This is a genomic window from Chryseobacterium sp. POE27 (assembly GCF_039727685.1).
Lineage (GTDB): Bacteria > Bacteroidota > Bacteroidia > Flavobacteriales > Weeksellaceae > Chryseobacterium.
In genome coordinates this window covers 1,630,885-1,649,110 of the sequence record NZ_CP152475.1, presented here as the reverse complement: position 1 = coordinate 1,649,110, position 18,226 = coordinate 1,630,885, and the positions used below count along the sequence as shown (strand labels likewise).

Annotated in this window: 16 protein-coding genes; 8 read left to right on the top strand and 8 right to left on the bottom strand. The window is 35.7% G+C overall.

Annotated features, from left to right (window positions below; genetic code table 11):
• The first annotated feature begins 18 nt into the window (after nucleotides 1-18).
• Genes AAHI02_RS07730 through AAHI02_RS07715 form a run of 4 tightly spaced genes read left to right on the top strand, consistent with a single transcriptional unit; the run spans nucleotide 19 to nucleotide 2,510 of the window.
• Complete coding sequence (locus tag AAHI02_RS07730; protein ID WP_034741437.1) at nucleotides 19-624, top strand: TlpA disulfide reductase family protein; 606 nt, start codon at nucleotides 19-21, stop codon at nucleotides 622-624.
• On the top strand, nucleotides 624-1,073 hold the full coding sequence (locus AAHI02_RS07725; RefSeq protein WP_034741435.1) for a DsrE family protein: 450 nt from the start codon (nucleotides 624-626) through the stop codon (nucleotides 1,071-1,073). Before AAHI02_RS07730 ends, AAHI02_RS07725 begins: the two co-directional genes overlap by 1 nt.
• 11 nt (nucleotides 1,074-1,084) lie before the next feature.
• Nucleotides 1,085-1,732 (top strand): metallophosphoesterase, encoded by a 648-nt coding sequence (locus AAHI02_RS07720; protein WP_346986154.1) that lies wholly within the window; start codon nucleotides 1,085-1,087, stop codon nucleotides 1,730-1,732.
• On the top strand, nucleotides 1,692-2,510 hold the full coding sequence (locus AAHI02_RS07715; RefSeq protein ID WP_346986153.1) for a 5'-nucleotidase C-terminal domain-containing protein: 819 nt from the start codon (nucleotides 1,692-1,694) through the stop codon (nucleotides 2,508-2,510). The genes AAHI02_RS07720 and AAHI02_RS07715 overlap by 41 nt, the downstream gene beginning before the upstream one ends.
• Nucleotides 2,511-2,936: 426 nt before the next feature.
• Here AAHI02_RS07715 and AAHI02_RS07710 read toward each other — a convergent pair whose 3' ends face one another.
• The 5 genes from AAHI02_RS07710 to AAHI02_RS07690 all read right to left on the bottom strand — a co-directional run bounded on the left by AAHI02_RS07710 (nucleotide 2,937) and on the right by AAHI02_RS07690 (nucleotide 7,333).
• Nucleotides 2,937-4,076: a hypothetical protein gene (locus tag AAHI02_RS07710; protein ID WP_034976031.1), complete on the bottom strand. Its 1,140-nt coding sequence runs from the start codon at nucleotides 4,074-4,076 to the stop codon at nucleotides 2,937-2,939.
• A 97-nt stretch (nucleotides 4,077-4,173) separates the two neighbouring features.
• On the bottom strand, nucleotides 4,174-5,586 hold the full coding sequence (locus AAHI02_RS07705; RefSeq protein ID WP_034741428.1) for a caspase family protein: 1,413 nt from the start codon (nucleotides 5,584-5,586) through the stop codon (nucleotides 4,174-4,176).
• Between the two features lie 312 nt (nucleotides 5,587-5,898).
• Nucleotides 5,899-6,345, bottom strand: a complete 447-nt coding sequence (locus tag AAHI02_RS07700; protein WP_065720276.1) for a hypothetical protein — start codon at nucleotides 6,343-6,345, stop codon at nucleotides 5,899-5,901.
• A gap of 171 nt (nucleotides 6,346-6,516) precedes the next feature.
• Entirely contained in the window at nucleotides 6,517-6,960 is a 444-nt protein-coding gene (locus tag AAHI02_RS07695; protein ID WP_034741422.1) for an HNH endonuclease, read from the bottom strand.
• Nucleotides 6,961-6,988: 28 nt separating this feature from the next.
• Nucleotides 6,989-7,333 (bottom strand): helix-turn-helix transcriptional regulator, encoded by a 345-nt coding sequence (locus AAHI02_RS07690; RefSeq protein ID WP_034741419.1) that lies wholly within the window; start codon nucleotides 7,331-7,333, stop codon nucleotides 6,989-6,991.
• Between the two features lie 958 nt (nucleotides 7,334-8,291).
• On the opposite strand from AAHI02_RS07690, the gene AAHI02_RS07685 reads away from it, so the two are divergent.
• From AAHI02_RS07685 to AAHI02_RS07670, 4 genes are all read left to right on the top strand, one after another.
• On the top strand, nucleotides 8,292-11,279 hold the full coding sequence (locus AAHI02_RS07685; RefSeq protein WP_034741415.1) for a SusC/RagA family TonB-linked outer membrane protein: 2,988 nt from the start codon (nucleotides 8,292-8,294) through the stop codon (nucleotides 11,277-11,279).
• Between the two features lie 219 nt (nucleotides 11,280-11,498).
• Nucleotides 11,499-12,884 carry a RagB/SusD family nutrient uptake outer membrane protein gene (locus AAHI02_RS07680; RefSeq protein WP_034741412.1) on the top strand — a complete coding sequence of 462 codons (1,386 nt, stop codon included), beginning with the start codon at nucleotides 11,499-11,501 and terminating at the stop codon, nucleotides 12,882-12,884.
• A gap of 62 nt (nucleotides 12,885-12,946) precedes the next feature.
• Nucleotides 12,947-13,774, top strand: a complete 828-nt coding sequence (locus tag AAHI02_RS07675) for a hypothetical protein (RefSeq protein WP_346986152.1) — start codon at nucleotides 12,947-12,949, stop codon at nucleotides 13,772-13,774.
• Nucleotides 13,771-15,441, top strand: coding sequence for a prolyl oligopeptidase family serine peptidase (locus AAHI02_RS07670; protein ID WP_346986151.1), 1,671 nt, complete (start codon nucleotides 13,771-13,773; stop codon nucleotides 15,439-15,441). The genes AAHI02_RS07675 and AAHI02_RS07670 overlap by 4 nt, the downstream gene beginning before the upstream one ends.
• An 18-nt stretch (nucleotides 15,442-15,459) precedes the next feature.
• Here the strand turns inward: AAHI02_RS07670 and AAHI02_RS07665 are convergent, their stop codons facing one another.
• The 3 genes from AAHI02_RS07665 to AAHI02_RS07655 all read right to left on the bottom strand — a co-directional run bounded on the left by AAHI02_RS07665 (nucleotide 15,460) and on the right by AAHI02_RS07655 (nucleotide 17,742).
• Nucleotides 15,460-15,717: a hypothetical protein gene (locus tag AAHI02_RS07665; RefSeq protein WP_123855292.1), complete on the bottom strand. Its 258-nt coding sequence runs from the start codon at nucleotides 15,715-15,717 to the stop codon at nucleotides 15,460-15,462.
• Between the two features lie 20 nt (nucleotides 15,718-15,737).
• A complete protein-coding gene (locus AAHI02_RS07660) occupies nucleotides 15,738-17,279 on the bottom strand; it encodes a MauE/DoxX family redox-associated membrane protein (RefSeq protein WP_034741403.1) in 1,542 nt (513 codons plus the stop codon).
• 178 nt (nucleotides 17,280-17,457) lie between these two features.
• Nucleotides 17,458-17,742 carry a hypothetical protein gene (locus AAHI02_RS07655; protein ID WP_123855294.1) on the bottom strand — a complete coding sequence of 95 codons (285 nt, stop codon included), beginning with the start codon at nucleotides 17,740-17,742 and terminating at the stop codon, nucleotides 17,458-17,460.
• Nucleotides 17,743-18,226: the final 484 nt, after the last annotated feature.

Here is an 18,226-nt window from a genome sequence, read left to right as displayed (position 1 = left end):
TTTATTAAAATAAGAACAATGGAAAAATTTAAAATATGGCTTCGGAAGAACTGGAGTACGGCACTTTTGGTGTCAATATTCATCGTGTTGCTTGTGAGTCCCGATGCAAAAGCCTGGCTGATGCGCCAGATCATCTCTACCGGTCTTATGAACTCAAAGATTGAAGAAAAGGAAACAGAGCCGGCCGTTGAGTCGACTCCTTTGTCCAGTACTGAAAACTTCAGTGTCAGAAATGATAAAGGTGAGATCATCAATACTTCTGACCTCAAGGGAAAAGTGGTATTTATTAACTTCTGGGCGTCCTGGTGCCCGCCTTGCCGTGCGGAATTCCCTTCGATTCAGACATTCTACGACCGATTTAAATCCAATAAAGATCTTGTTTTTCTTACAGTCAATCTGGATGAGCAGACCGCCTTGGGTAAGATGTATCTTGAAAAAGAACAATTCACTGTTCCGTTTTTAGTTGCAGAAGGTTCGATTCCAACTGCTTTTTTTAATGGTTCACTTCCTACGACCGTCGTTTTGGACAGATCAGGAAAAATTAGGATGCATCATGCGGGAATGGCAGACTACAGCAAAGAATCATTCTATCAAGAAATCAATCAACTTTTAAATGAAAAATAATGAAAAACTTAATTAAGATATTGACCTTCTCAGTTTTCCTGACAGGGTTTATGGGTTTTGCGCAAAAGGCAACAGTTTACGAACCTGCAAAATCTATTAATAAGGAGTACAAGGCTTTGTATGTGATCAATGAAGGTGATGACCAGAAAATCAGAGTCATTATCAGAAATATCAATAACGCGATGGAAGATCCCAGGCTGAAAGGCAAACTGAAGGTCGAACTGCTGGCCTTTGGGGGCGGAGTGGAAATGTTCAGAAAGAAAAACCCCTACGGGGAACTTCTTACAGGTCTGCAAGATAAGGGGGTAGTGATGGTACAGTGCGAAAATACCCTTCGTGAAAAAAAGATCGAAAAGTCCGAATTATTTGAGTTTGTAAATTACACCCCCAGCGGAAACGGGGAAATGATTTTGAGACAGGATGAAGGATGGGCAATAGTTAAACCCTAAAATTGGAAATTATGAAATTATCAATAGGATTCATCAACGATGTGCACGGCTATATGGAACCCCATCCAGAGCTGTTTTATGACTATCAGAAAGAATATGTTAAAAGTGCAGGAGGTTATGCCAGAATTCAGACCATCTTCAAAAAGATCAGGGCAGAAAATCCGAACGCATTGCTCTTTGACGGAGGGGATACGTTTCACGGAACAGTTCCGGTGGTACAGTCGAAAGGAGAGGTCTTGATTCCCATACTTAACCAACTTGGATTTGATGCAATGGTAGGACACTGGGACTTTGCCTATACACCAAGACATCTGTTAAAACTGGAAAGCCAGCTCAATTATCCCGTCTTGGGCTGCAATGTTTTTGATGAGCAGGGAAAACGATTTCTACTACCTTACAAAATATCTGAAATTGGAGGACTCAAAATTGGTATAATCGGGATCTGTTCCAATATTATCGATAAGACAATGCCGGAGAAGTTCAGTGAAGGCATAACGGTGACCGATGGAATTGAAGAGACGAATCAATGCGTCAGAGAATTAAGAGAGGATGCTGTGGACATTATTATTCTTTTGTCGCACAATGGTTATCCGCAAGATATCGAACTGCTCAAAAAAAGTGGAAGGAATCGATATTTGTCTCAGTGCACACACCCATAACAGGATGTACGAAGCAGAAAAAGCAGGAAACTGCATTATCATCCAATGTGGCTGCCACGGATCATTTGTAGGAAATCTAAAGCTTGATGTCGAAAATGGAATGATTACACATTTTGATTACAAGATCATTGAAACTGACGACAGTATTGATGAAGATGTAGAAGTTAAAGATCTGGTGGAAAAAAGTCTACAGTCTTTTGCTGAAATGAAAAGTACAGTATTGGGGACGACAGAACATATTTTGCACCGCTATTCCACGCTGTCTTCTACTATGGATGACTTTCTTCTGTCTGCCGTCAATTTTGCGACGGACGTTGAGATCTCCTTTTCCAACGGATGGCGCTATGGTGCACCTATAAATGTCGGAAATATTACCCTCTGGGACTTATACAAAATCGTGCCGATGAATCCGCCTATTTCCACCACAGAGCTTACTGGAAAAGAGATCTTTGAAATGTTAGAAGAAAATCTGGAGCGGACCTTTTCCGCAGAGCCGATGAAACAAATGGGAGGTTATGTTAAGCGTTGCAACGGATTGAGAATTTTGATGCGCATTGAAAATCCGCCGGGTTACAGAATTCAGGAAATCTATTTTCAGGGAAGACATTTACAAAAAGACAAGGTTTACAAAGTTGCTTTCCTCACCGAGCAGGATGTTCCAAAGAAATATGGGAAAAACCGCACAGAGACAGGATCTAATGCCATAACAGCAATGACATATTATCTTGAGAATAATTTTCACATTGAAAGATCTGAAGATTCTTTTCTTTTGGTCTGAAATAAAGGCAGAAGATCCGAAGATCCTCTGCCTTTTATTTTATGTGCTGGGCAATTACGATGATTGAATGTTGCTATAAGATCAGGCTGTTGATAAAGTTTTCCAGATTAGTAAATCCTGTTAGAGTGATGACTGATCCGTCTGCGGCATCATTCAAGTTCAGTCTGTTTTATTATTAATATAATCTAAAAATATTTGTAAAAATAAAGTAGGTTTTATATCGTAGGAAATCTGTGAGATATTAATCGTTCAAATTGAAATTTTCCACAATATTTTTTTAAGAGATAAACTACAACGAGTCTCTAGTAATAAACTTCCTATAAAAATCATTGAACTCAAAAATATTATATGTAAAAAATTCGTGTAAGTATTGCTCTACCCTTTCAATTTTTGTCATTGGCTTGTAAGTTTATTTATAGATTTAGATTACCAATCCATATTTGCTGAGTTATCAAATATTCCCTGCAAATGATCACAAAATTTTTCCATAATATCATTATCGTGCATTGCAGATTCATACATCCCATTGCTTGCATAAGGTAATATTGTGATCAAACCTTGCCCTTGGGTATATGTGAGTGCAGGTTTTAAATTGCTGCTATTCATATCAGAGATAAAAGATTCTATCAAACATATAACTTCATTATCTTTAAATTCCAGTGTGCCTTGAAAAGAAAACCTATTTTTAGTCTTATTAAAGTTCATCATTACTGGTACAGCACCGGCTCCGGAATGAAAGTGGAATGCATTGCCGTCTTTTCCAAATGCACCGTGAGCAACAAAGTTCCTTACCTGATTCCTTATCATCAGTAATTCAATATAATATTCCTTTAACATATCGTCAGATATGACAGTATTGAATTTAGTTTTCCATTCGGCATCGATTAATTTTGTGACTTCTTCCCCTGTTTTTATTTTTTGTGTAAGGATAGCAAGATGAATAAATAGATGTTCTGTCCAGCTAAAAAATGATTCAATAGTTGAAATTGCTAACCATTTTGTGCTTTGCCGTATCTTGTAGTAATTTTTGGAACCTAGAACAAAAGTGCCATCAATAGAAATCCTTTCTTTAGATAATTTTTCTAGTTTCTTATTTTCTGATTTATATAGATTTAGAAAATAGTTAAATCGTTCAAATAAATATCCATTATTATTTACAATATTTATTTCGGAACTCTTGATAGCCTCTGCTGCCAAGTGGTTAAAATATGGTCTTGAAGATTTTATCGCACCGTTAATTTTCTTAGTAATTATTTTCGCATCTTCTTCATCTTCCTTATTTTGAATAAAAACCCCAACTCCCATTTTCCTGTGTTCAATCAGAAATGCTTTACCATTAAAATCAATTGGAATAGACCAAGCCAGCTTTTCAGATCTTCCTGTGTCTTTGAAACCTAATAAATTTACAAATAGAAAATAAACTAAGTAGTAATCCTGTATCTCCCTTCCTGCATCACTTCTTTCAGCAAAAAATAATAGTTTTTCGTTTGCTTTTGTATTATCATCGACTTGCTTTATTGGAAATAATATTTTCAGGGCATTTTCTTTGTATTTTTCAATATTCATATTCTATTTTTATGCAGGTAGTTGGGTTTTCATTTTCCGGCTTTAAGCATCTTCAATGATTTAGATAAAATAATTTTAAACTATTTTAATGTGTTTTTTATATAATAAATCTAATGTATCTAAGTTCAAAATTCGAATTAATTCTTATCGATTCAACTGGCGCATTAAGATATTTGGCTAGGACTGTCTTTAATCCATTTTCATTATACCCATCAATATAATACTTCGATATTTCTTTTTTAATATCATTTCCGTTAAAGATTATTGATTCGATCACCTGGACTATTCTATCTCCAAAACCATCGTTTGTTGTTTTTTGGCTGCATTTAATTTCAATATTTATTGTCTGCGAATTTGGTAAAAATAATACAGAGTAATCCTGTTGAATTAAAATACCATTTATGAAATCGAATGATTGATTGAATGCTGGATTATCTCTTAATTTAAAAATTTCTTCTCTATAATTTCCTTTAAAATTATTAAATCTGAATTCACCTTTGCTGTCGTAATACATTTCAAATAGAATTCCATTTAGAATATGATTCTCGGAGTTTATTTGAAAATCTAGTAGTGACCTATTAAGATTTTCAAAAAATGTCATAGCGGAATTTGCCCCACCAATAGCGCATTGTAATAAATTTCTTCCTAAAATGAACATTTGGTCCTTATCTAATTGACTTACTGGTATTGTTATTAAATAATCAATTGCAGGATTTTGTTTGTACCAATTGTAGGTCTTTAGTTCTTTAATTTTTTTGTAAAATTCTGAATCTTCATAATAATTTTCATCTTTCAAAACATTCGGATTATAAGGTAGGCTTAAAATATTTAGCTTTTGATGTTTGTAAAAGTAAAAATCACCAATTAATGAGGTGTGTTCCCAAGTTGTTTGTCTTCCTCCTGACAATGCAAAAACTGTCTTTCTTACAGATTTAAATAGATCTTCGACAGCTATCCTTTCGGACGAGAGGTGCTTTATTAGTGAGCCCGTATAAATACTATTATTCTCATATCCGACATCTAAAGCACCTTCATTTGGAGATGTTGAAAATGCTATTAGTGATCCTTTAGGAGCTATAATTGGACTAAATCCAAGTGCAGTCCCGCGACCAAATGATCTTCTGCAAGCATCTAATATCACTATGTTTAATTTAGTAGGATTTTGCCTGTATATGTCAAATAAATCATTTAAAGTAATACAATTTTGTTTTGCCACATATTTATTTTCAGGAGGAATTTGCGAATCGATACTCGCCAAAAAATTCTCTCCATCTACTTCGAATCCGTGACCTGCAAAATAAAAAATAGATGCATCAAAATCTTTTAGTAAGTCGCTATATTCTTGTAAAATTTCAACTATGTTTTTTTGATCGATATTTAGATATAATTTTACCTCATAATTGTAATCTTTAAAGATTCCAGCAATTTGATTTGCATCATTTTCTCCGTTAGTTAATTCATTTCCTTTAAAGTAGTTGTTATTGCCAATTATAATTGCTAATGTTTTCATATATCTAAGTCGATTTTGGATGTTTTTAAAATATTCGTTGATAAAATGTAGAAAATTAGAATTTTGCAAGCTATTCTGATTACCTAAAAGGATAACCTTTAAACAATCAACTTGTGTTTTTCGATATTGATATTCTCCATCACTTTAGACCTCAATATACAAAAGATATTGTTAGAAAATTACGGTTTCCTCTCAATATGAAAAAAAGTTTGTCGCGACAATAACGCAACCAGAATATTTAAATTTGGCAAAATAAAAGAATTGTGTTTTACTAATATGCAAGGTAACACACAGTAATAATATGAGCCGGTCTTATTCTTCTAATAAACCTGAATTTTTGGTAAGAAAAACTTTTATAATTTCATCTGAATTAAAATTATCAGAATTGTGTGTTTCCTGATTGTTGTTACTCCCTTCCCTTGAAAGATTTTCATCAAAAGTTAAATTGAGTTTTGAAGTCTTTCCCTTAGTCATAACATTTGAAGATAGATCTAACTTTTCATAATACTTTGCAATTCCTTGTGGCTGTGTTTCAGCGAAAATTAATGGTGGGCAAAGTGAATAAATTAATTCTTCACCCTGAAGTAAAACTTCATCTTCTTTATGGCAAGGTATGTAAAACTGAATGTACGAATCTTGGTAATAAAGTTTAATCCAGTGAGAAGGCAATTTACTTTCTAAATTTCTTTTTTTGAAAATTAATACATAGGGAAATTTTACATTAAAACCAGATGCCCCCCCTATGAATCTGTTTGGCATGCTGTACAAAATAAGCCTCATTGTTATTTCTCATCAGAAAATCAAAACAGAATTTATAGTTGTCTACTTCAACATCAGGAATTACAGTCAAGGCAATTTTCAGTAAACATTTAAAAATGTTAATCGGTATATAAGGATTATGTATAACGTTAAATTCTATAATACCTCCATCTAATTTTTTTTAATTACCCCTTGTTTATTTGATTCTATATCAATGCCATGAAAACCATTAAAACTATTTTTTTTAGCTACAATATTACCATCGTATGATTTAAATGTTGGAGGAGTTTGTGCTCCTAAGGCATTAACACTTCTATTCAAACCTAAAAAATTTGCCATATCACTTTCGAAACCTGAGAAATGATTGTTACACTTATCACATTCGTAATCTGACACCCCAGAATTATTTCCAAATAATCTTGAAATAATGTGAGGCTTGCTTTTAAAGGTTGTTGCATCGGACTTTTTACCACAGAAGCGACAGATTCTTTCTGATATTTTTTTTAGAGGACGCCTTTGATTATTTATTGGAGGAGTATACATACTTTTTAATTGATAATCCTTATCAAAAGCTTTTAGATGCTCAATATTTCCAGAGTATGTATATATGTTCATTAGTTATCCGTATTATTTTTCATTAACTTTAAATAACTTCGATTTTTACTACCTCACTACTAACCACTTTTGTATTTGTATCATTCATCTTCTGTCTAATTGTAACTTTAATTTTATCATTCTTAGGAGTAGGAAAATTCATTAAATCTGAAATATTTTTAAAATCAAAGGCTTTACAAAGTAATGTTATATGACGAGTAGAATATTTATGTCGCTGTGTTAATGACTCCACATTACTAACAAAACTTTTGGCCAAACCCATTTTTAGGCTAAGCTGATCTTTGCTTAGTTTTTTTGCTTTGCGAATGTTTCTTACGTGATTAATAAAATCCAAATCGAATTGTGTTGTTTCTAAATAAGTAATTTGTTCCATATATTTTTAAAAAAAATAACCCAATATGTTGGGTGTTAAATAAATATTTATTATTTTTGCTTTAGCGAATAAATCATTAACCTTCAACAAGGTAAAATGAACGATGTATCTCGAATCAAAAAGACCAATTTTCCATCGAGAACCTCGTGAAATCGCTCCATGTCTAAAAGTTTCTTACTTTTGTATACGGCATGCGAGCGGTTCTCACGTATACTTTAGGTGGAAACTTTAATCTTCGGTTTAAAGTGGGTTGGTCGCCCTGATTCTAGAGTGTGAGACCGCCGCATGCTATTTTTGCGTATAATTCTCATATCTAAAAGCATCGTTCCATATATAAAAATAATATTTATGAGGACGACATTTTCAACCATTCTTCTAATTTGCCCACCGGAGTAGTCCGCCAGCATAACAGAAAAAAAATACGGCTTTATGCCAGTTTTGCTTGCAAAATGCTGGATTGGTATTACCTGGCTATTATCGACAAACTCCGAAATTCCTTTAAAAGTAAAAGGAAAGCCAGACTACAATTTAATCTCGCACATTAAAAGTACTCGCTTTCTTTTGATATTCCAAATTATTTTCAGAACGAAGGGAATTTAATACTGAAGACAAAAAAATTCAACGGTCTGAATAATGCAGATGGTTACGGCTGTTTTTAGATTTCAATAGAATGTTTTCTTATTAGAAATGACACTTTACAATGAGTAAACTCATTGCGGCTTTACAGCTTACACGGGACACAATTTCATTCATATTATTTCAAGATGTGCTTGGGAAGGAGGTTTTGATATGTCCTTACTGAAGCTTCCTCCCAAGCATCATCAAGTAGATACGCTGAAAACATATTCAAGAAACAGAAAGTAGAATGTAACCATAGAAAAACAAAAGCCCTTTCCACAAAAGTTGACCGCTAGCGTAGGAAAGAGCAAAGTCTAACGAATTAAACCTATTCAAAAGTATGAAAAAAAACTTTTGCAGCCTAAGTCATCTTCAATTGGCTTTTGGCTTCACCTTGCTCGTCTCCGGCGTAGCAATAGGGCAGATGCGCACCATTACAGGCACTGTCTCGGAAAATAACCAGCCAGTCAAAGGAGTTTCCGTATTCCAGGAGGGTAGTGAAGAAGTGGCTGTGACCAATGCAGCAGGCGTTTACCGTGTTCAGGTATCGGGAGAGAACCCCGTAATTATTTACCGCCATCCGGACTATCCCGAACGAAAAATCACTTTAGGCAGTAGGATAAACGTCAATATCTCATTAGGTAAAGAAAAAGAGATAGAGGAAGTCGTTCTCAACGCAGGGTATTATAAAGTCAAAGACAAAGAAAGAACAGGAAGCATTGCCAAAGTCTCTTCAAAAGACATCGAAAACCAACCTGTTATCAATGTGCTTTCCGCTGCACAGGGTAGAATGTCGGGCGTGAGCATTACCCAAAATTCAGGAGTTCCGGGCGGAGGATTTGATATTCAGATCAGAGGGAAGAACAGCATCCGAAGAGAAGGAAATGAACCATTGTATATTATTGATGGTGTTCCAATTCTTTCAGAAACTCCCTCGTTGTACAGTGCTGCAATTTTACCATACGCTACCATAAATCCTCTAAATTCCATCAATCCCAATGATATAGAAAGCTTCGAGGTATTGAAAGATGCCGATGCCACGGCAATCTACGGATCACGAGGTGCCAACGGAGTCATCATTGTGACGACCAAAAAAGGAAGAAAAGGAAGAACCGATTTCAAGATTAATACCTCTTATTCTCTCAGTACGGTAGCCAACCGATTGAAGCTGCTGAACACTGATGAGTATATTAAGATCAGAAAAGAAGCATTTCAGAATGACGGCATCTCCACAATTCCTGCGGCAGCGTATGATTTCAACGGTGTGTGGGATCAGACCCGAAACACCGACTGGCAAAAAGAACTCATTGGTAATACGGCAGATGCGTCTGTAGTCCAGCTTTCTTTAAGCGGAGGTTCTGAAAACACCTCCTACTTAATCAGCTACGGACATAACGAACAGACAACGGTATTTCCTGCAGATTTCAGATACAAAACTAATAATCTAACAGGGAATTTCAGTTACAGAACACCTGATAAAAAACTGGAAGTCAATCTCAGCAATACCTTTTCGTTTCAAAGTAACAATGTCCTGAATGATGATTTAACAAAGAGAAGTTTAACTCTTAGTCCGAATGCTCCAGCACTCTACAATCAGGATGGTTCATTGAATTGGGAGAACAATACGTTTACGAATCCTCTGGGTGTTTTCAAAAGCGAATATCTCAATTCTAGCAATTTTTTAAACAGTGGAGCGCAGATTTCGTACCGCTTATTTCCGTTCATTACACTAAAATTCAACGGAGGTTTAACGTATCAGAATTTTGAAGAGTTTTCATTGAAGCCCCACACGATGTACAATCCCTCATCAGGATTGACGAGTGCCAATTCCACATCTTTTAAAAACAATTCTTCCACATTCTCTTATATTCTGGAACCGCAATTGGTTGCCAATCAAAGCTGGGGAAACCACAGCCTCGAAATGTTGTTGGGAACAACCTTACAGCAGTCTGAAACCAATCAGGGTTCTATACAGGGCTATGGCTTTGAGAGCAATGCCTTGATTCAGAATTTGGGAGCAGCTAAAACAAAAGTCATCAGCGACCAGGTCAGAAATCAGTATTACTACAATGCTGCGTTTGCAAGAATCAATTATCAATTCATGAAAAGATACATTGTCAACCTTACCGGAAGACGGGACGGTTCAAGCCGTTTTGGTCCCGACAATCGTTTCGGAAACTTTGGAGCGGTAGGTGCAGCATGGCTTATTTCAGAAGAAAGCTGGATGAAAAATGTTCGATGGCTGAGCTTTGCGAAAATCAGAGGAAGTGTCGGAACTTCCGGAAATGACAGGATCGGAGATTATCAGTATCTCAATACCTATACAATCTCATCCAACATCTACAACAACATCACAGCTCTGAATCCTTCAAGACTTTATAATCCCAATTTCAGCTGGGAGAAAACATTAAAGAAAGAAATAGCACTGGAATTATCATTTCTGAAAAGCAGAATTAATTTTTCAGCAGCATATTACAACAATACATCATCCAATCAATTGGTGGGTATTCCACTGCCTGCTACGACAGGATTTGCTACGATACAGTCCAATCTTCCTGCAAAGGTTCAGAATACAGGTTGGGAGTTTGAGGCATCAATGCAGGTTTTGAGACAAAGCAAGTTTAAATACGACACGTCATTCAATCTTTCTGTACCACAGAGTAAATTATTGGAGTTTCCGAATCTGGAAGGATCAACGTATGCCAATCAATATGTTTTAGGATATCCGATGTCACTCGTCAAAGTCTATCAGTTTGAAGGGGTAAATCCTTCCACCGGTTTATACCAATTTACCGACTTTGACGGAGACGGAAAGATTAATTCTCCCAATGACAATAAAGTGATTGAAAGAATAGGCGTGAGATTTTTCGGAGGCTGGTCAAGTAATTTCCGTTACGGACAATGGTCGGCATCATTTCTTTGGCAATTTGTAAAGCAGAGAAACTGGAATTACAACCGTCAGATGCTGGTGCCGGGATCAATGAACAATCAGCCTGTGGAAGTCTTGGATGTTTGGTCTCCTTCAAATCCTTCTGGAATGTATATGCCGTACAGTTCGGGAGCCAATGCTCAAAAGAATGCTTCACACGTTTTATTCCAGAATTCTACTGCTGCGATTGGTGATGCATCATTCATCAGACTGAAAAATGTACAGCTTAATTACAGCATTCCCGTTCAGAAATTCGGAATCAGAGAAGCAATGATTTATGTGCAGGGACAAAACCTCTTGACCTTTACAAAATATTTCGGTGTCGATCCTGAATTTGTACTGACCGGATATTTACCGCCACTGAAGACCTATTCAATGGGCTTTCAGTTGACTTTTTAAAAAGGGTTAAGCTTTTAGTATTTCAAAATTGAATCCATATTATAAAAAAAGTTTTTATAAGAATTAAGAATAAATCTTTAGCTAATGTAAGACTTATCCTTAAAGAATTTGAGACTTTATGAATGGATGTTTTCCATTGCGAAAATTGAAAATCAGATGATGTGAAATTTTCACATTCTAAGCATTGAATAAAAATTAAATCTTTAAAAAATTGAAAAAATGAAAATAAGAATAGAACATACTATTGTGGCAGCTATAATATCCGCCGTACTGACTACCGTTATTTCCTGTGAAAAATTCGTAGAAACTGATTTTCCCAATAACCAGCTTCCGACAGAAGTCGTTTTTGAAGACGAGCAAACCGCTGAAGCGGCATTGGCAGGACTGTATGCAGGACTTTGGACGAACTCGCTTATTTCGGGAGGTATTGATGGAATGGGTGCATTGATGGGAACGTATACAGACGACCTGACCTGTGTGTACACATCAGGATCAAACGGTATTTTGGATATTGCTAACAATCAGCAGGTTGCTACTAATACCGTAGTAACGACGGCTTGGACGAATGCTTACGGGCAGATTTATGCTGCCAACAGCATCATAGAAGGCGTTACGAATTCAAAATCGTTAAGTCAGGCATCCAAAGACCGAATCAAAGGTGAAGCATTATTGGTTCGATCCATTATTTACTTTAATCTCTATCAGATTTTTGGAGAAATAGCTTACACAGAAACTACGAACTATTTTATAAATAGCCACTTGGGGAGAATGAATAAAGATCAGTTCCTCATAAAACTGGAAACCGATTTGTCTGAGGCGGTCAATCTTTTACCATCCGCTTACAGAAATGCAGAAAGAATCTATCCCAACAAATTTGCGGGATATATGGCATTGGCAAAAATGAAGATTCTGTTGAAGAAATGGGCGGAAGCAGAAGTGCTTTGCAGTACGATATTGCAATCATCACAATATACATTTCAAACAGATCCTTCCAAAGTATTTCAGAAAAGCGGCACGCATATCATTTGGCAGTTGAAGCCCAAAAATACGAATGATGCTACGAAAGAGGCATCACTGTACAACTTTACGGGAGCACCTTTATCGTTTGTCCTCAATTTGAATCTCATCAATACCTTTTCTGTGGGAGATTTGCGGAGACAGTATTATATAACGGCAGTTCCTTTTAACCAGCAGATCAATTACCGCTCTTCAAAATATAAAAACCTTGCGGTCAATAATCCTAATGAATATTCAATAATCTATCGTTTGGATGAAGTCAATTTCATGATGGCAGAGAGCCTGATCGAGCAAAATAAAGCAGGAGAAGCCGTTTTGTATATCAACCGTTCCCGCCAACGGGCAGGATTACCGGCTCTTAGCACCTCATTATCCGTTTCGTCGGCAACCACAGAATTGAGAGAGGAAAAGCGCAGGGAATTTTTTGTGGAACACGGCATCCGTTTTTTTGATCTGAAAAGATGGGGACTGCTTGACCAGTTGATTCCGGTAAAACCTAATTGGAAAAACTACCATGCCCAATGGCCGCTTCCGCAGAAAGAACTGCTTCTCAATCCAAATCTTAATCCACAAAATACAGGATATTGATAATGAACAGAAGTTCGAAGAATTGGAAGAATAGGGAAGACATACCTGAAAATAATAAGACGATGAAAACGATTCGAAAAATAGGGCTCCTCATTGTGTTTACTTTTCTGTTGTTGCCGTTACAATTCAACGGACAACATGATGACCTGAAAAAATTGGAAGCATTGGCAGAAAAAGCCGAAGTCCCGGATTTTCTGAAAATGTCAGAAGATGGAGAATGGGTAAGCTGGTTGATGAAATATGAAAGTAAATCGCCGATGTACATTTTACAAAATGTACATGATAAGACTCAAAAGTTTGAAAGAAAATCAATCAGGACTTCATTTTTTATGGGCAGTGAAAAATTTGCCTTTTTGAGTGGTGACCGATTAGAACTGATTAGTTTGGCAACTCAAACTATTGAAACAAAAAATCATATAAAGACGATTGATCAGATGAAACCGCAATCTTTATTTTTGATTCATTATGATGAGCATCAGAATAACAGACTGGAAATCTATGGTAAGAACGGAAAACAGCTGCAGTCGATTGATCAAGTCGTACGATTTCTTAAGGTTGACAATGAATTGATTCTATGGACGAAAAACGATTCTAAAGCACAAGAAATTAAAGTTTGGAAGATTGAAGGGAGCAATAAAAAACTGATTGCAAGTACTTCAGAAGAAGTCTTGAAAGTTTGGAAAGGCACTGCTACGGAAGGAGGATATACAGTCTTTGGTAAAGACAAGCATGAATATACATTAAAGCACTATGTTGATGGTTTGCCGATTCCGCGAAACCTTGATTTGATGCGGAGTAAAAATTATCATTATGTAAATCTTGACTATTCATCAGATCCTGATGCATTATTTATCAAGCTGATCAGAAAGATTCCGAAAGAAAAAAAATGATAGAGTTTTGGTATGGCGTTGAAAAAGATCTCACTCATCATATTAAAGATATGCAGGTTGAAGAAAAATTTTTGTGGTATCCCAAAACAGGTAAAGTAATCCCGATGGATTCGATTTTTCATACAGAAATAGCGATTGGCAATTCCGGAGATTTTTTGAAGATAAAAAAAGATCATTCATTTGTAGATAAGAAAGATGATTTTTTCATGCCCAAAAGAGATTCCTTGTTTGTATGGAATTCAAGATCAAATGAACATCGTTTTTTTTGTGTGATTGATGAAAGACTGTATGTTTCACCGGATAGAAAATGGATTCTTACGGCTGATAACGATGGATGGAATCTTTTAAACACAATTACCCTTAAAACTAAAAAGCAATTATCAGATCGTGAAGCTTCACCCTATTTTAAAGGAACTGAGTTGATTACCTGGGTAAAAGGGAATAAGGTATGGGAACAAAATATTTTGAACGGCAAACTGGTGAGGAAAGTGAATTTAGATGGTGACCATGTTGAAATTATCAACAGTCAACACCAAAAGATAACGGAAGGGCTGCCTAGAGAAATTATTTCAGTACCTGAAAATAATTATTTATTTCGTCTCTCAAAAGGTGATTTGCTGAAATCATACGTAGAGTGGGATCATCGTACAATAAAAAAAATTATAGCTGAAACTACAGATAAAATACGAAATTTGATCTTTACAGATAATCATTCAAATTTTGTGTGGACTAAAGAAAATTACAATGAAGCGCCATCCATTGTATTTAAACAAAAAGGAAAGAAACATCATGTCGTATTCACGTCCAATGTTCATGATAAAACTGCGGAAAAAATAAGAAAGATTCAGCTGCATTACAAAGGAGCAACTCAAGAAACTTTAACTGCAACTTTATTTTTGCCACATGATTATAATTCGGGTAAAAAATATCCTGTCGTACTTAATATTTACGAAAAACAACAGAAAGGCATGTCAGCCTTTTTGCTTCCGACCTTTAAAAACGGAAGAGGCTTTAATGTACGGTTGCTATTGGAATCAGGCTATATGGTGCTCATTCCGGATATTACATACGGAGATAAAGGATCTGGTTTGTCTGCACTGGAGTCAATCCATAATGTATTAGATGAATTGGTAAAAATAGAACAAGTAGATGCGAGGCGAATTGCTTTGACAGGACAGTCTTTCGGAGGATATCAGACCAACTTTGTCGCAACGCACTCAGATCGCTTTGCTACATTTATTTCGGGAGCATCGGTATCTGACGTTATCCATACTCCGTTTTCTTTCAATTACGATTTTGGAAGTCCTGACTATTGGCGGTATGAATATGGTCAAATGCGTATGGGTGGCAGCTTTGTAGAAAATAAACAAAAATATATGGATAACAATCCGTTGTATTTTGCTTCAGAGGTTAAAGCTCCCATATTACTTTGGACAGGTGAAAAAGACAGTAATGTAGATCGCGAGGAAACCCGCTCATTATTTGTGGCTCTGAGAAAATACCGCAAGCCTGTGATAGCATTGTTTTATCAGGATGAAGGACATTCTCTTTCCGGTAGAGCAGAACAAAAAGATTTATCTGTAAGAATGCTGGAGTGGCTGGATTATTTTTTAAAAGATAAAAGAGATGTTGAATGGATTGATAAACAAATGAAGGGTGCGTTGTAGCACCCTTCACCTTTTTAATTAGTTAGGAATTTCATACAGTGGATTCCCGCAAGAGGTTCCACCTGCATTTTGGAATAGATTATGAGTGTTGACCCCATCAGACCAGGTACATACTTCCGTAATAACGTCTGGCTGACATGATTTTTCTGTCATAATACATTTTTCAACAGGTGCTAGAGGATCAAAACGATAGCCGTTTTCCACTAAACTGTTTTTTTTCACAACGCTTGTAGCGTACGCACTTCCTGCGCCTAAAAGCAATACTGCTAAGGGCAATGCGATTTTTCTCATTTTTTTCATGATGTAAAATTAAATTTGGTGCCTACTCTTAGTTCAGGTTTTCGGCTTCCCCCTGCAATGAAATGCTGAGTGATGTTCTGCGCAAAACGATATTTAATGATTTCATTTCCTGTTAATACATAAAGATGCTGATCTGCAATATGAAACTGCATCTTTTTTTCCTTTTTGGGATTTGGTAGATAAAAACTTCCGATGTATCCTTGTTTTACGGTAGAATAAACATCAATGATAAAAGAATTTTTCCACCGATCCCTGTCTTCAAATTTTCCGATGAGATTTGATTCGATAAACAACAGACCCGCATACGCAAATGCTTTTTTATTGACTTTTAATGGAGGTTTGCTCATCTTCTTTTTTCCGTCCGAAAGTTCAGAAACTTCAATCTGCGGAATGCTTATCGTATCAATGGTTTTATACTTCGCTTTGATGGTAAGATGGTTATCCATGATCAAGAGCTGATTTTTGTAATAGTGTACATAAACAGCAGTTTGAGTGATTGGGTCAAAATGCAGTTGTCCATCAGTATCAAAGATTCCGTCATTGGTTTTTCCAAGAATTCCTGATTTCAGATTCAGAGGATTTTTCTGCAAAGGATTTAACAATCCTAAGGTCTGCTTTTCTGAATCTTTGAAATAAGTGCTGATTGCAAAGGAATCTTTACTGATATTCACCAATTGGCTGAAATATGCCTGTCCTAAGCTCAAGGTCTTTGCCTGATGATTTCCCAGCATTCCCTGATAGATAACAGGTACGCTTCCATCATACAGATAGAAATCCGGTGCATTCACCTTCAGTTGCGCTCTTTTAAAATCAAAGTCGTACCTGTCCGGTATTATCCTGTGATCTTTCATTGCTTTAAAATTCAAATCAGTTGATGTCAGTAGAAATGGAGCAGTATAGTTGCCCAGATATACTGAATCTTTTGAAATGCCCGCAAGGTAATAGGAGTTGATCTGAAGATTGAAACGATTCTTTTCTGTTATAGGATGCTGCAAAAACCTTCGTGTAAAATTATTTTCCTTTTTGATCATAAATTCTGATTGTCTGTACATCAGAATGATTGCTGAACAACTTACAATCGATAAAACAATCAGCAGACTTACAGATTTAAAAATCTCTTGTCGTTTAGAACCTGAATATAAAACAATTGCAAAAGCAGCTATGATAACTGTGGCAATATTAAATATCAGATGGGTTTTCCAATCCATTTTTTCTAAAATTCCACCGCAAGAGCAAGGAATAAACTCGCTGTAGTTCAAGATCATGTAAATATAGACAGTGAATAAAACCATCAGAACAAAAGAAAAGTATAATCCGATTTTTCTGGTTCTCTCAAAGATCAATAAAATACATATTGCAAGTTCAATGATTAGAACTCCGTAAGAGATAACATTTGAAAATGCACTCAATAGGGGAGACTGTGCAATCTGAATCTGAAAATTTTCAAAATCCATCATCTTACTGATGCTCGCATAGCAAAACAGCAGGATGAAAAAATAGCTGACAATTTCTATAAATCTTGTTCTGACGGTTTTCATAATCGTAATATTTATCCTTTTCTAACTAAAATCCATTGTACGTTCTTTCCGCAATATGCCGGCATAAGTTCACCTTTTGATACAAAAACTGAAGTACTGATCCGCCCTTCAATTTCCCATTCACCGCTCACAGTGCATTTTTTTCCTGTGCTTATCAGTACCTTTTGGTTTTCCACACTTAGAAACTTTGTCGGTTAAAGAGGTTTTTATTTCTGGTGGTATCCTGCTCAATCCTCCAATGCTGCTTATCTCTTGGTGGATCGTCATCATCATCTCCTGTATCCAGATTTTCAGAATCACTTTCTCCGGATTCTTTATTTCCAATTTTTTCAGATTCATTATAGTTTTGAACTTCGATTTTCAGATTTTTTTGTTCTGTTATATTAAAATCATTATCAGATCTTTCGCAAGACTGCATAAGCAATACAGTTATTAAACTTAAAATTGAGATACACTTTTTCATTTTTTAAATGGCTTTAAAAGTTATCCCGGCCGGTTTGAAATATGATTAGAATTCTGATGTCGAAATTAGGAGTGTTGGGGTATTCAGAAAAGCTTTATGCGGGTCTATGGATTCATTAGAAGGGAATAATTGATAGATTATTCCCACAAAATAGAATCTTATAACGCTGTAAATCAGCTCATAGGTCATAAAAACTTTTGAATAGATCAAACAACTGTTTGAATTATGATTTTTTAATTAAATTTGTGAATACGCTATCTATATGTATTATCATAATCGAATATTATTGTTAATATTTACTTTCTTTTTGTCATTAATCCAAGGTCAGAATCTAAATGAACAGTCTTACAAGAATATTTCAGGCTTATTTAATTCGTATTCCGAGAATGATGAAAGAGCCTTGGTGTTTGTAAATCTGTACATCAGCAAAGCAAAAAAAAGATCATAATTATAAAAAGCTCATAAGAGGATACGAGGAAGCGAT

Coding starts and splice junctions, on each gene's coding strand:
- AAHI02_RS07675 (WP_346986152.1), top strand. CDS start 12,947: ATGAAAACGATTCGAAAAATAGGGCTCCTCATTGTGTTTACTTTTCTG.
- AAHI02_RS07680 (WP_034741412.1), top strand. CDS start 11,499: ATGAAAATAAGAATAGAACATACTATTGTGGCAGCTATAATATCCGCC.
- AAHI02_RS07730 (WP_034741437.1), top strand. CDS start 19: ATGGAAAAATTTAAAATATGGCTTCGGAAGAACTGGAGTACGGCACTT.
- AAHI02_RS07655 (WP_123855294.1), bottom strand. CDS start 17,742: ATGAAAAAGTGTATCTCAATTTTAAGTTTAATAACTGTATTGCTTATG.
- AAHI02_RS07710 (WP_034976031.1), bottom strand. CDS start 4,076: ATGAATATTGAAAAATACAAAGAAAATGCCCTGAAAATATTATTTCCA.
- AAHI02_RS07705 (WP_034741428.1), bottom strand. CDS start 5,586: ATGAAAACATTAGCAATTATAATTGGCAATAACAACTACTTTAAAGGA.
- AAHI02_RS07690 (WP_034741419.1), bottom strand. CDS start 7,333: ATGGAACAAATTACTTATTTAGAAACAACACAATTCGATTTGGATTTT.
- AAHI02_RS07695 (WP_034741422.1), bottom strand. CDS start 6,960: ATGAACATATATACATACTCTGGAAATATTGAGCATCTAAAAGCTTTT.
- AAHI02_RS07670 (WP_346986151.1), top strand. CDS start 13,771: ATGATAGAGTTTTGGTATGGCGTTGAAAAAGATCTCACTCATCATATT.
- AAHI02_RS07685 (WP_034741415.1), top strand. CDS start 8,292: ATGAAAAAAAACTTTTGCAGCCTAAGTCATCTTCAATTGGCTTTTGGC.
- AAHI02_RS07720 (WP_346986154.1), top strand. CDS start 1,085: ATGAAATTATCAATAGGATTCATCAACGATGTGCACGGCTATATGGAA.
- AAHI02_RS07660 (WP_034741403.1), bottom strand. CDS start 17,279: ATGAAAACCGTCAGAACAAGATTTATAGAAATTGTCAGCTATTTTTTC.
- AAHI02_RS07725 (WP_034741435.1), top strand. CDS start 624: ATGAAAAACTTAATTAAGATATTGACCTTCTCAGTTTTCCTGACAGGG.
- AAHI02_RS07700 (WP_065720276.1), bottom strand. CDS start 6,345: ATGCCAAACAGATTCATAGGGGGGGCATCTGGTTTTAATGTAAAATTT.